This is a genomic window from Pseudomonas sp. AL03 (assembly GCF_029960815.1).
In the GTDB taxonomy this organism is placed as follows: Bacteria; Pseudomonadota; Gammaproteobacteria; order Pseudomonadales; family Pseudomonadaceae; genus Aquipseudomonas.
On sequence record NZ_JASBRE010000008.1, the window covers coordinates 88,953 to 101,000 of the forward strand.

General features: G+C 60.3%; 11 protein-coding genes and 1 tRNA gene. 6 read left to right on the top strand and 6 right to left on the bottom strand.

Annotated elements, in window-relative coordinates; translation table 11 throughout:
* Positions 1-5 precede the first annotated feature (5 nt).
* The 5 genes from QK293_RS10445 (at position 6) to QK293_RS10465 (ending at position 5,558) form a co-directional block, all read left to right on the top strand.
* Positions 6-875 carry a TauD/TfdA family dioxygenase gene (locus QK293_RS10445; protein WP_282377180.1) on the top strand — a complete coding sequence of 290 codons (870 nt, stop codon included), beginning with the start codon at positions 6-8 and terminating at the stop codon, positions 873-875.
* On the top strand, positions 875-2,008 hold the full coding sequence (locus tag QK293_RS10450; RefSeq protein WP_282377182.1) for an aminotransferase class III-fold pyridoxal phosphate-dependent enzyme: 1,134 nt from the start codon (positions 875-877) through the stop codon (positions 2,006-2,008). Before QK293_RS10445 ends, QK293_RS10450 begins: the two co-directional genes overlap by 1 nt.
* Positions 1,998-3,326, top strand: a complete 1,329-nt coding sequence (locus tag QK293_RS10455; RefSeq protein ID WP_282377185.1) for an aminotransferase class III-fold pyridoxal phosphate-dependent enzyme — start codon at positions 1,998-2,000, stop codon at positions 3,324-3,326. The genes QK293_RS10450 and QK293_RS10455 overlap by 11 nt, the downstream gene beginning before the upstream one ends.
* Positions 3,323-4,729 (top strand): amidase, encoded by a 1,407-nt coding sequence (locus QK293_RS10460; protein ID WP_282377187.1) that lies wholly within the window; start codon positions 3,323-3,325, stop codon positions 4,727-4,729. Before QK293_RS10455 ends, QK293_RS10460 begins: the two co-directional genes overlap by 4 nt.
* Before the next feature lie 91 nt (positions 4,730-4,820).
* Positions 4,821-5,558, top strand: a complete 738-nt coding sequence (locus QK293_RS10465) for a class I SAM-dependent methyltransferase (RefSeq protein ID WP_282377191.1) — start codon at positions 4,821-4,823, stop codon at positions 5,556-5,558.
* Between the two features lie 16 nt (positions 5,559-5,574).
* Here the strand turns inward: QK293_RS10465 and QK293_RS10470 are convergent, their stop codons facing one another.
* The gene (locus QK293_RS10470; protein WP_282377192.1) at positions 5,575-6,189 is read right to left on the bottom strand and encodes a MarR family transcriptional regulator; all 615 of its coding nucleotides are present in this window, start codon (positions 6,187-6,189) and stop codon (positions 5,575-5,577) included.
* Positions 6,190-6,347: 158 nt separating this feature from the next.
* On the opposite strand from QK293_RS10470, the gene QK293_RS10475 reads away from it, so the two are divergent.
* Positions 6,348-7,766, top strand: coding sequence for an MFS transporter (locus QK293_RS10475; RefSeq protein WP_282377194.1), 1,419 nt, complete (start codon positions 6,348-6,350; stop codon positions 7,764-7,766).
* A 299-nt stretch (positions 7,767-8,065) separates the two neighbouring features.
* On the opposite strand, the gene QK293_RS10480 is transcribed toward QK293_RS10475, so the two are convergent.
* The 5 genes from QK293_RS10480 to dapA all read right to left on the bottom strand — a co-directional run bounded on the left by QK293_RS10480 (position 8,066) and on the right by dapA (position 11,755).
* Positions 8,066-8,155 (bottom strand) — tRNA-Ser (locus tag QK293_RS10480).
* A gap of 83 nt (positions 8,156-8,238) precedes the next feature.
* Positions 8,239-8,952, bottom strand: coding sequence for a phosphoribosylaminoimidazolesuccinocarboxamide synthase (gene purC / locus QK293_RS10485; protein WP_123507616.1), 714 nt, complete (start codon positions 8,950-8,952; stop codon positions 8,239-8,241).
* A gap of 28 nt (positions 8,953-8,980) precedes the next feature.
* Positions 8,981-9,739, bottom strand: coding sequence for an MBL fold metallo-hydrolase (locus tag QK293_RS10490; protein ID WP_282377197.1), 759 nt, complete (start codon positions 9,737-9,739; stop codon positions 8,981-8,983).
* 4 nt (positions 9,740-9,743) lie between these two features.
* Positions 9,744-10,859: an outer membrane protein assembly factor BamC gene (gene bamC, locus QK293_RS10495; protein WP_282377199.1), complete on the bottom strand. Its 1,116-nt coding sequence runs from the start codon at positions 10,857-10,859 to the stop codon at positions 9,744-9,746.
* Positions 10,860-10,876: 17 nt separating this feature from the next.
* Positions 10,877-11,755, bottom strand: a complete 879-nt coding sequence (gene dapA / locus QK293_RS10500) for a 4-hydroxy-tetrahydrodipicolinate synthase (protein WP_282377200.1) — start codon at positions 11,753-11,755, stop codon at positions 10,877-10,879.
* Positions 11,756-12,048 lie beyond the last annotated feature (293 nt).

The window sequence follows — 12,048 nt, forward strand, 5'->3', positions numbered from 1 at the left end:
GCGACATGAATCAATCTACTTATCAGGCGCGGGTCATCACCGATCGCGAGTATGCCTTGAACACCGACACCGCGGCGGTTTTCGAAGAGCTCTCGAGCGCCGGCGTGATTATCTTCCGCAACTGCATCCTGTCTCTGGACGAGTTCGGTGCCTTCGTGAAAAAACACAGCTCGCGCCTTAGCCTGGACCCGGGCCGCGTGATCGCCAAAGGCGTCGCACAATTGGTGGACGCCGGCACCGATGCCGTAGGCCTGCACTGCGAAAACGGCAACGCGCCGATCTGGCCGGACCTGACATGGTTCTTCTGCGAAATCGCCCCCACCAAAGGTTCGCAAACCACCTTGTGCGATGGGGTGAAGGTCTACCAGGAACTCAGCGAAGAGGCCCGTCAGCGCTTCGAGAGCAGCCGTATCCGCTACCGCCGCACCGTACCGGGCGAAAAGTGGCGCAAGATCGTCTGCTACTACAAACCGGAAATCCAGCAACTGGAAGACGCCAGTTTCGAGCACCTGAGCGAGATCATCGGCCAGGACCCCAACACCCGGATGGAATACAACCCAGGCACCGATTGCGTGGCCTACGCCTACAGCGTCCCGGCGTGCCAGACCTCCAGTTTCTGTGAGCACCCCGCCTTCGCCAACAGCATTCTCGGGCCGTCCTTCAACTACGAGAAACCGGTGATCGATTTCGAGAACGGCGAAGAGATTCCCGCCGACCTGCTGGCGGAAATCACCGAGATCACCGAACGCAATACTCACACCGTGGGCTGGCAGGACCTGGACCTGGTGATGATCGACAACCGCCGGGTCATGCACGGCCGACAAGCGATCATCGATGACCAGCGTCGCATCTTCAATGCGCTGAGCTACCGGTAATGGCCGCCATCACGAATCACCCAGGTCAGACCTGGGCCGTCGAAGGCCAGTACGAAAGCTTCATCGACAACCACGGCCATCAACTGATTGACCTCAGTGGCGGGTTCGGCCTGCAAGTACCCGAGGTGGTGCAAGCAGTGAGTCGGCAGGTCGATAAAATCGGCCTGTCCAACCGTGTCCTGTTGTCCGCGCCGTTGATCGAGTTGTGCAAGCAACTCAGCGACTTCATGCCCGAAGGGCTGGAGAACTCGTATGTCTGCAACTCCGGCGACGAGGCGTTTGAAGGTGCGCTGAAACTCGCACGCTCGATCAATCCCCATCGGCGTACGGTGATCGCCGTGGGTGGCGTGGCGTACGGCTCGTTGTCTTATGGACGCTATCTGAGCGCCCCCGAGCATTACCCGGAGTCCGGGGAGTTTCTGGGGATCAAGGTGGTGCATGTCGACTCGGTGCACGACCTGCCGGACATGGCGATCTGGCAGGACTGTTTTGCCCTGTGCTACGGCCCGTTGCGCACGGCCGCCAACGGACTGCTGGAAGCGGTCGACCCAATGCTGATCGCCAGTCTGGAACGGATCGCCAACAGCCAGCGAATTGCGACCCTGTTCAACGACGTCGACACCTGTCTGGGTAGCGTCGGGCATCTGCTGTCGCAGAGTCTGTCCGGTGCGCGCCCGGACATCGTTGTTCTGGGCAAAAGCCTGGGCGGCGGCTGCATCCCCATCGGCACCTACACCTGCAGCCATGCGCTGGCCTACAAGGCCTACGGCAAAGTCTCACCTGCCAAACACGGGAGCACCACCGCCGGTAACCCGCCATCGTGCATCGCGGCACGGACCGCCCTGCGCTATGCGCAGGAAAAGCGGCTGGACCAGCGCAGTCTCGACAACGGCAAGGCGCTGGCCACAGAGCTGGCCGACCTCAGTGCACGGGCCATCGGCGGCATCGTCAAGGTACCGCTGGCCAGCACTGAGCAAGCCGTTGAGGCGCAACGGGCGCTGTACGCCGCCGGTGTGCATATTCGTCGGCCAAGCGGGCGTGAATTGCTCTTGCGTTGCCCATTGGTCGCGCGCACGGAGCGCGTCGTCGACGCCGCACGCCTTATAAAAAGGACCTTGCAATATGCTGCTTAACAGCCTGGTGGATGACTGCTACAAACACTGGACGCCCTCGGCGGCCAAGCTTTATCGCATCGCCAATACCGGAATCGAACGCTCCGCCGAAGGTGCGATCGTCACCGACCATCGCGGTAAGCATTTCATCGATTGTGCGTGCAGCTATGGAATATTTCTGGTCGGCCACCAGAACCCTCTGGTCAAGTACGCCAGCCAGCGTCAGTTGAACCGGATGGCCTGGCAGCCCGAAGGGCTGACCCACGACTCGCAACACCAGTTGAGTGAGACCCTCAGGCGTCTGGCGCCCGGCGAGTGGGGCGATGTGCGCTACACCATGACCGGTGCCGAAGCCATCGAGCAAACCTTGCGCTACGTGCTCAAACGGCAGTTGCCGCGCAAACGGATCGTGGTCATGCGCAATGCCTACCATGGCAAGACCCTGACCACGATGGCGATCCTCGGCCAGCAGTACCAGAGCAACCAGCATGGTCTGAACCGCCTCACGGTCGACTTCATTCCCTACGGAGACTTCGCCGCACTGGAACACGCCATCACCGACCAGGTGGCGGCGGTCTACATCGAGCCGATCCTCGGCGGCGCCTACCTGACCCTGCCCGAGGTCGGCTACAACACGCGGATCCGCGAATTGTGCAGCGCCCACGGCTGCCTGATGATCGCCGATGAAATCCAGACGGCGTTCGGTCGCTGCGGTAAATGGTTCGCCGTCGATTACGACAATGTAGTGCCCGACATCATGGTGCTTTCCAAGGGCTTGACCGGCGGCTACGCAGCCATCGCGGCGGTGATGTACAGCCGCGCCTTGATCGAACAGTTGCCACTCGACCCTCTTGAAGATCAAGTCTGCGGCCAGGGTGGCTTGCCTTATGCCTGTGAAACGGCCCTGGCCGCAATCCATGCGATTGAAGACGGCCAACTGATCGAAAAATCCCGAGCTTCCAGCACACAGCTGTGCCGGGGATTGCAGCTACTGGCCGAAGCCTACCCGCAGATAATCAGCGACGCGCCAGCGATTGGCCTGATGACCGGTTTGCGCCTCAAGGGCGCGGTGTGGGAAAGCTTGATCAGCATGGAACTGACCAAACGCGGGGTTCACGCCGGGCACTCGTTGAACGAAAAAGCCTCGGCGCCGGTGTTGCGTTTCTATCCACCGCTGACCATCAGCACCGGGGAAATCAGCCAGGTCCTCAAGGCCCTGGAAGAATCGCTCGAAGCCGTTGCCAGCAAGCCGCGCTGGATGCTCAAACTGATGACGCCGATCATCCGCAACCTCTACCGCCTCCCTTACGCCATGACCCCACGGAGCGCAGACCAATGATTAGCGTGGACGATCTCTCCCTGGTTGAAATGGCCTCGCTGATCCGTCATTCAACCCTGACCAGCGAAGCCATCACCCGCCACTACTTGCAGGCCTTGAAAGAACGCAACCCTGCTGTCAACGCGGTGATCCAGAAGCACACCGACGAAACGATCCTCGCGCGGGCCCGCGAGGCCGACGCCGCGGTTTCCCGGGGTCAGTCTCTGGGGCCGCTGCACGGTGTGCCGATTACCATCAAGGACGTGTTGCATGTCGAAGGTTATCGGCTGTCGCGCGGGCTCACCGAGTTTCTCGGTGACGCCAGTCAGAAAGATGCCACTGCCGTCGCCCGCCTGCGTGCTGCGGGAGCAATCATCATCGGGCTGACCAACGTACCCGAACTGTGCATGGCCTTTGAAACCGACAATTTCGTCTATGGACTGACCCGCAATCCCCACGACCTGAACCGTTCCGCCGGCGGCAGCAGCGGTGGCGAAGGCGCCGCTATTGCCGCCGGGATTTCCCCGGCTGGCCTGGCGTCGGATGCCAGCGGCAGCGTGCGGGTTCCGGCGCACTTCAATGGGGTCTGCGGCTTCAAACTGACGCAGGGCCGAGTGCCGTTGACCGGACAGTTTCCACGCGAGCGCTCCGGGCTCTTTCACCACACCTCCAGCTTCGGAGTGATGGGTCGTTATGTCGCAGACGTCGAAGTCATGGGCCGCCTCATCGCCGGGCCCGACGGTCATGACCCGGACACCGTCGACGTGCCCTGGCAAGGTCTGGATACACCGCTGGATCAGCTGCGGGTGGCATTCCTGTATGAAACCTCACGGGTTTCACCGTCGCTCGCCGTCGCCCGCACGCTGGATACGGTACGCGAGCTGACCGGCAAGATCGTCGCCAGCATCAGCGACGAACAGCCGCCGATGCTCGAAGAATCCTGCGATGTGCTGTGGCGTCTGTTCATCACTGGCGGCGATTCGGCCAGGGGCTGGAAACAGTTGTTCAGCGACATTGGCAAGAAGTCCTTCACCCCGGCCCTCAACACTCTGGTGGCCATGAGCGAGGAAGTCGAATGCAGCATCGACCAGGTGAAGCTCGACTGGAACAACCTTGATCGCATGCGCTACCAGCTGGCGGCGTTCTTCAGAACTCATGACCTGCTGATCACGCCGGTCCACCCCACGGTCGCGTTCGAGCATGGCCACTCCCTGAACGATCGTCACCAATATGGCTACGTGTTCCCGTTCAGCCTGTCCGGGTCACCGGTGCTGGTCATTCGGGCCGGGGTCGATGAAGCCAGCGGTTTGCCGATCGGTATCCAGATCGTCGCCCCGCACTGGCAGGAGGCGCGGCTGATCGAGTTCGGCAAGCGCCTGGAGGCCGCCTTGCCAAAATGGCAGGCGGTTATTCCCGCTCAGTAACCCTCCCTCCGTTGCAACCGTTGCCCAACGTTATCTCGGCAGCGGTTGCCGGATTTTGCTGTATCTCCCTACTTCCCAGGACATCCGCACCATGAACAACTACGTGGCAATCTACGACGGTATCGGCGAAAAGTTTGACCAGGCCATCAGCAAGGCCAGCGAGCGAGAGGTGGAGGTCAACACCTTCTTCCACATGCTCGGCGATGTGAACAACAAGCGAGTGCTCGACCTGGCCTGCGGCCATGGGTTCTTCGCCCGACAAATGATCGAACGCGGGGCTGATGAAGTGGTGGGTGTCGACATCTCAAGCGAGATGATCAAGCTGGCGATCAACGACAGCCTGGACGTGCCGAACCTGCAGTACCACGTGCATGACGTGGCGCTGATGCCTCACTTGGGCAGCTTCGATCTGGTCAGTGCCGTCTGGCTGCTGTGCTACGCCGACAGCGAGGAAACCCTGGTGCAGATGCTGGTCAACATCCACAACAGCCTGCTGCCAGGCGGTCGGTTGATTGCCTACACCTCTAACCCGGACTTCCGCCTGGGGATCTGCAACTTCACCCGCTACGGCCTGACTATCCTCAGTGAAGAGCCTATAGAGGGCGGCTTCTCCTGTGATGCGCAGTTCGTCACCGAGCCACCGGTGCCCTTCCACTTCTATCGCCTCAGCCGTGAGGTCTACGAGCGCGCCATCCGACGAGCCGGTTTTAGTCACTTCGAATGGGTCGTCCCGATGATCCCGCAAAAGCATCTGGACGAATTTGGCGAAGCATACTGGTACGACTTTCAACGCAATTGCGATCAGGTGGGGCTGGTGTGCCAGAAATGAGCGTCCGGTGGGTTCTTCAGACCGGGGTAATGCGATAAGCGCAACGGCGGGCATTCATCAGAATGTGCTCCACGCGCTCAACCCTGGCTTGCAGAACCTGCTCGAACACATTCAGTTCGGCACGGCAGAAACCCTGACACGCGGCCGCCGCCGCGCAGATCGGACAATGGTTCTCGATCAACACGAAGGCCCCGTCCGGTTGCTCGCTCCACTCGGCCATATAGCCTTCACGGGCACGCAGGGCCGCAAGGCGTTTGACCCGTTCCTGAAGGGTCTCGGCACCGGCCAGTTCTTGCAGGTACAAGGTGCGACTCTGCTGCTCGCGAACATCGATCAGACGATCGATGGCCCCGGGCCCGAAGGTCTCGCGCACGGTCTGCAAGAGCTGCACGGCCAGTTCCGAATGGGTATCGGGAAACCGCGCATGGCCAGCCGCCGTCAGGTGCCAGACCTGCGACGGGCGTCCGACGCCCCGGGCCTCGGACTGAGCGTGCACCAGGCCGCTGGCGGCCAACTTGACGAACTGCTGGCGCGCCGCTTCCCCCGTGGTACCCAGCGCGCGTCCGGCATCGGCCGCCAGTTGCGGGCCAAGGGTCTTGAGCATGTAAAGCAGTCGGTCGGCTGGCGACATCGAGACTTCATCCTGTTTTTCCAAGTATTTTCTTGACAAACAACGACCCCCGCAGCTTCAATATTTAAAGAATTTACTTGGTAAATCTAACCCAAGCCTTGAAATCAGGCAATTAACTCTCGCAATCCGTCGGGTCGCGAGTCACAGCAGGAGGTTGTATGTCTACGGAAGAAAGCAGCTGGAGCGATTTACTCTCCGGAAAAAACGCCGCGCGATCCATCGCACTGTCAGGAGGCGTTGCGCTGCATGCGATCAATATTTACATCGCCACGACCATCCTGCCCTCCGTGGTCAAGGAAATCGGCGGGCTCGACCTGTACGCCTGGAACACCACACTTTTCGTCGTCGCATCCATCCTGGGCTCCGCGCTCACGGCCAAAGTCCTGCAACGCACAGGGCCACGCGTTTCCTATGCGATAGCCGCGTTACTTTTCCTCACCGGCAGCCTCATCTGCGCACTGGCACCGAGTATGCCGGTGATGCTGGTCGGTCGCTCGGTTCAAGGCCTGGGCGGTGGTTTGATGTTCGCCCTGTGCTACTCGATGATTCAGTTGGTGTTCGAAGAGCGTCTCTGGCCTCGAGCCATGGCTCTGGTCTCGGGTATGTGGGGGATCGCCACGCTGATCGGCCCGGCCATCGGCGGCATTTTTGCTGAAATGGATGCCTGGCGCGCCGCCTTTGGCTCGTTGGTCCCTGTGACGTTGGCGTACATCCTGCTGACCAGCAACGTGTTGCCCAAACGTGACATGAACCAACCGCCCGTGGGCCGCTTGCCCTTGCTGCAACTGTTTCTGCTGGCCGCGGCAGTGCTATCGGTATGCGCCGGCAGCGCCTCGTCGCTTCCAACCTGGAACCTGCTTGGCATAGGCCTCTGCCTGCTGCTGGTATTTTTCCTGGTTCGTCATGAATCCAGCACCCTGACGCGCCTGCTGCCCAAGGACGCCTTGCGGCTCAATACCCCACTCTGTGCGCTGTACGCGACCATGGGACTGTTGGTGATCGGCATGACCAGCGAGATCTTCGTACCGTACTTCCTCCAAACCCTGCACGGGCAGACACCGCTGATTTCCGGCTACCTGGCGGCCCTCATGGCCGCTGGCTGGACGTTGTCTGAAGTGATGAGCTCCGGCTGGCGCGAGCGTGGCGTGCGCCGCGCAATCATCAGCGGCCCGGTGTTCGTACTGGTCGGACTGATCATCCTCGCCGTCGCCACACCGTTCAACAGTGGCGGAGACTGGGCGCTGCTCGCCCCAATCTGCATTGCCCTGACCCTGGTGGGATTCGGCATCGGCATCGGCTGGCCACACCTGCTGACCCGGGTCCTGCAAGTGGCCTCGGCCGAAGACCAGGACTCAGCCGCGTCCTCCATCACCACCGTACAACTGTTCGCCACCGCGCTGGGCGCCGCACTGGCCGGCATGATCGCCAACATGGCCGGGCTCAACGACCCTTCCAACGCCGAAGGCACCGCCAACGCCGCGCGCTGGCTGTTTGCGCTGTTCACCATTGCGCCGATTCTGGCGTTGGTGACCGCAGTCCGTTCGACGCGCATTCGGCCAGACCTCGCAGCGGCCTGAAGCGGCTCTAGCGACAATAAAAAACCGGTGTTGACCGCAATGCTGTTCACTTAAGCCGGAGACCGGAGCTTTTTGATTTCAAGCTCTACGGTGAAAAGCCCAGTAAAACGCCGCTTTCTCATGTCGAGAAAAGCGGCGTTTTTCCTAATTTGCCATCGGTTGCGGCAGGACGACGATAGCGCGCTGACTGACCACAGCTGTAGCACCCAGAGGGCTAGGCCGCGCAAGGGAACACATGGGGGAACAGAAACAGCAGAATGCAAAAAGGCCCCATAAAATGGGGCCTTTAAGTATAAATATGGCGGAGAGATAGGGATTCGAACCCTAGGTACCGGTGAAGGTACAACGGATTTCGAATCCGTCCCATTCGGCCACTCTGGCATCTCTCCAACGGCGCGCATCATAACAACACTTTTGCCGGAAGCGAACCCCCTAAGCGAAATTTTTCCGTGCTATCAGATGCTTGCGTCGATTAAAGCGGTACGCCCAAACGATTGGCGACTTCTTCGTAGGCTTCGATGACGTCACCGAGGCCCTGACGGAAGCGGTCTTTGTCCATTTTCTTGCCGGTGGCCTTGTCCCACAGACGGCAGCCGTCCGGGCTGAATTCGTCGCCCAGGACGATGGAGCCGTCGGAGAAGACACCGAATTCGAGTTTGAAGTCGACCAGCAGCAGGCCGGCGTCGTCGAACAGTTTACTCAGGACTTCGTTGACCTTGAGCGACAGTTCTTTCATGCGAACCAGTTGCTCGGCGGTGCCCCAACCGAATGCCACAACATGGGACTCGTTGATGAACGGGTCGCCCTTGGCGTCGTCCTTCAGGAACAGTTCAAAGGTGTAAGGGTTGAGCTTCAGGCCTTCTTCGACGCCCAGGCGCTTGACCAGGCTGCCGGCGGCGTAGTTACGCACGACGCACTCGACCGGGATCATGTCGAGTTTTTTCACCAGGCATTCGTTGTCGCCCAGCAGTTTGTCGAATTGGGTCGGCACGCCGGCTGCTTCGAGTTTCTGCATGATGAAGGCGTTGAACTTGTTGTTCACCATGCCTTTGCGATCGAGCTGCTCGATGCGCTTGCCGTCGAACGCCGAGGTGTCGTTGCGAAACAGCAGGATCAAGCGGTCAGCGTCGTCGGTCTTGAAAACCGATTTGGCTTTGCCGCGGTAGAGTTCTTCACGTTTTTCCATGATGGGCTCCGCTTGCTAAGTAGGTGGGCTAGGCGATATGTCGCCAGTCGAGCCCTGAATCTTGATCGGCCAGTTGCAGCCAGTCCGGGTCGCACCCGAGGGTGTCGACAAAACATTGCCGGGCCAGCTGCGGCAGGTTGTTCTTGCTGCTCAAATGGGCCAGGACCAAGTGTTGCAGGCCTTGCCAGCCCAACTCAGACACCAGGAATGCCGCCTGATGGTTGTTCAAATGTCCCAATTCACCACCCACCCGCTGCTTGAGAAAGTACGGGTAGTGACCGCGAGCCAGCATGTCACGGCAATGATTGGACTCGATCATCAACGCATCGAGGTCCCGATAACCGTCCAGCACCTTGTTGCAATACGAGCCCAGGTCAGTCAACAGGCCGAAACGCCGCTCACCGTCACTGAATACGTATTGCGTCGGCTCCTGTGCATCGTGTGCCACGGCAATAACGCCGATGCTCAGTGCGCCGATCTGCAGTTGCTCACCGCCAGCCAGAAGGCCAGCCGGTTCAATGGGTTTGCGCATCCCGCGCAGGGTGCCGCGACTGAGGTAGACAGGCAGATTGTAGCGCCGAGACAGCAAACCCACGCCATGCACGTGGTCGGCATGTTCGTGGGTCACGAGTATCGCGCTCAGTTGCGCAGGGCTCACACCCAAGCGCAGCAAGCGTTTTTCGGTTTCCCGCAGGGAGAAACCACAATCCACCAGCACATACGTGTCAGCGCTGGCTATCAGCGTGCCGTTCCCTTGGCTACCGCTGCCGAGAACGGCAAAACGCATGTGATCAGCCCAGGTTGTCCTGAATCACGCTCAACACTTTGCGCGCCACGTCTGCTGGCGCCACGGTATTGATGTTTTTCTCGACGGTGACCTGGACGTTCTCGCCAACCTTGCTCAGGCGAACCTGATAACGCTCGGCACGGGATTCAACTTCTTCCTTGCTCGGCGCGCTGCCTAACAGGCTGCTGAAGAAACCAGGCTTCTCGTCTTTCTTCTCGGCTTTTTCGGCCAGGTTGATGTAGTACAGGCCCAGGCTGCGGTTGATGTCTTCAACGCGCCATTCGCCCTGTTCCAGCGCACGACCGACGCTCGACCAGGCACGATCCAGATCGTTGCCGACGTTCAGAACCGGGTTGCCGCTGCCGTCTTCGCTCAGGCTGACACGGCTTGGCGTATCGGAATCACGCGAAGCCAGCATGGAAACCGAACCGCCCTTCTCCGAGGTGCGGCTCATGCTCGCGAGCATGTCGTCGACCAGTGCCGCGTCCAGGCCAGTGTTGACCGAACGGTTGGTAAAGGCCACGTCGGAGGTGCTACCGGCAGGACGCTCGGCGCTGACCACATAGACTTCACTGGTGTTGCGTTGCACGCCAGGCTCAATGCGGACCCGCACGCGGGTTTCGCTGTCAGCGCCGACACCGGCCGCACTCAGGCGCTTGGCCATGGCGGCGGACAGTTCGTCGGAATGCTGCCAGGTGGTGGTGAACTCGCCGGTTTGCGGGCGCTGTTCGTCCAGACGGAAACCGTTGTCCTGGAAGAACTGCACAGCCACTGGCCAGACTTCGGCCGGCGGGTTCTGGGCGACGATCCAACGCGAATCACCGGTCTTTTGCAGGGAGTAGGCGCTGGCGTCGGCGGCTGCCGACAACGGTTGCGGACGAGGAACGATGTACTCGCCCTTAGCGGTGTCATCGGCCACGTTGCGCGGGATCGGCAATAGCGGATCCAGACGTTTGGCAGTGCTGACATCCGCCGGCAATTGCATGGGTGCAGTTTGTTGCGCTTCCAGGTAATCGCTACCACGGTCACGGAAATAACCTTCCGGGCCCCAAACCCATCCGCAGCCACTGGTGCTGGAGATGATCAAGGCAAGTGCGGAAAGTCCGGCCATTCGCTTCATGCGTAGTACTTCCTCAATTAAACCAGGACGCCGGACTGGCGCATGGCCTGCCGCAGCGGTTCGTGACAGGCAGCGCTGAGCCAGGTGAGCGGCAGACGGATACCGTCCGGCATCAAGCCCATTTCATGCAGCGCCCATTTCACGGGGATAGGGTTGGATTCGATAAACAGGGTTTTATTGAGCGGCATCAGCTTTTCGTGAATCGCGCGGGCCGTCACGGCGTCACCTTTCAGAGCAGCGTTGCACAGGTCGCTCATGTCGCGCGGCGCAACGTTGGCGGTCACCGAGATGTTGCCCTTGCCGCCGAGCAGGATCAGTTCGACTGCGGTGGCGTCGTCACCGGAAAGCACCACGAAGTCTTTGCTGACGCCGTCGATGATGGCTTTGGCACGCGTCAGGTCGCCGGTGGCTTCCTTGATGCCGATGATGTTTTTCACGGTCGACAGGCGGATCACGGTTTCGGTCAGCATGTCGCAGGCTGTACGGCCCGGCACGTTGTAAAGAATCTGCGGGATGTCGACGGCTTCGGCGATGGCTTTGAAGTGCTGGTACAAGCCTTCCTGGGTCGGCTTGTTGTAATACGGCGTTACCAGCAGGCAGGCATCGGCGCCGGCCATCTTCGCATTATTGGTCAGCTCGATGGCTTCGCGAGTCGAGTTGGCGCCGGTACCGGCGATCACCGGGATGCGCCCTGCAACCTGCTTCACCACGTAACGAATCACTTCGATGTGCTCATTCACGTCAAGAGTGGCCGATTCACCTGTGGTGCCGACCGCCACGATGGCGTGGGTGCCGTTTTGCAGGTGAAAGTCCACCAGTTTGCTCAGGCTGTCCCAGTCGAGACGACCTTGTGCATCCATGGGTGTGACCAGTGCCACCATACTGCCCGCAATCATGCAACCGCTCCTGCCGGAAAAAGAGAGCGGTAATGGTACTGGCGCCAAGATGCTTGTACAAGCAAAGTACTGCGCTGCTGCCATTCCCCTTGGCGCTGCTTTTCGCTACCCTTCAGACTTTGATCGGTACTGATAAGCTCGTACGCCGGGTTCCAGCCTTCTTTTTCGGCATCACAAGCCCCGACCCAGCGTTGCCACCCCTCGCTCTTGCCACACTGGAGCACGTTGCAACCTTGCGGCTCGGGTTTTCTGAATTCGCATCCGCAGGCTCGCTCTCGGCAAAAAAAGCCCGT

What these genes read in the sequence shown, in the direction of transcription:
- QK293_RS10445 (WP_282377180.1), top strand. Translation starts at nt 6, where the DNA reads ATGAATCAATCTACTTATCAGGCGCGGGTCATCACCGATCGCGAGTAT.
- QK293_RS10450 (WP_282377182.1), top strand. Translation starts at nt 875, where the DNA reads ATGGCCGCCATCACGAATCACCCAGGTCAGACCTGGGCCGTCGAAGGC.
- QK293_RS10455 (WP_282377185.1), top strand. Translation starts at nt 1,998, where the DNA reads ATGCTGCTTAACAGCCTGGTGGATGACTGCTACAAACACTGGACGCCC.
- QK293_RS10460 (WP_282377187.1), top strand. Translation starts at nt 3,323, where the DNA reads ATGATTAGCGTGGACGATCTCTCCCTGGTTGAAATGGCCTCGCTGATC.
- QK293_RS10465 (WP_282377191.1), top strand. Translation starts at nt 4,821, where the DNA reads ATGAACAACTACGTGGCAATCTACGACGGTATCGGCGAAAAGTTTGAC.
- QK293_RS10470 (WP_282377192.1), bottom strand. Translation starts at nt 6,189, where the DNA reads ATGTCGCCAGCCGACCGACTGCTTTACATGCTCAAGACCCTTGGCCCG.
- QK293_RS10475 (WP_282377194.1), top strand. Translation starts at nt 6,348, where the DNA reads ATGTCTACGGAAGAAAGCAGCTGGAGCGATTTACTCTCCGGAAAAAAC.
- purC (WP_123507616.1), bottom strand. Translation starts at nt 8,952, where the DNA reads ATGGAAAAACGTGAAGAACTCTACCGCGGCAAAGCCAAATCGGTTTTC.
- QK293_RS10490 (WP_282377197.1), bottom strand. Translation starts at nt 9,739, where the DNA reads ATGCGTTTTGCCGTTCTCGGCAGCGGTAGCCAAGGGAACGGCACGCTG.
- bamC (WP_282377199.1), bottom strand. Translation starts at nt 10,859, where the DNA reads ATGAAGCGAATGGCCGGACTTTCCGCACTTGCCTTGATCATCTCCAGC.
- dapA (WP_282377200.1), bottom strand. Translation starts at nt 11,755, where the DNA reads ATGATTGCGGGCAGTATGGTGGCACTGGTCACACCCATGGATGCACAA.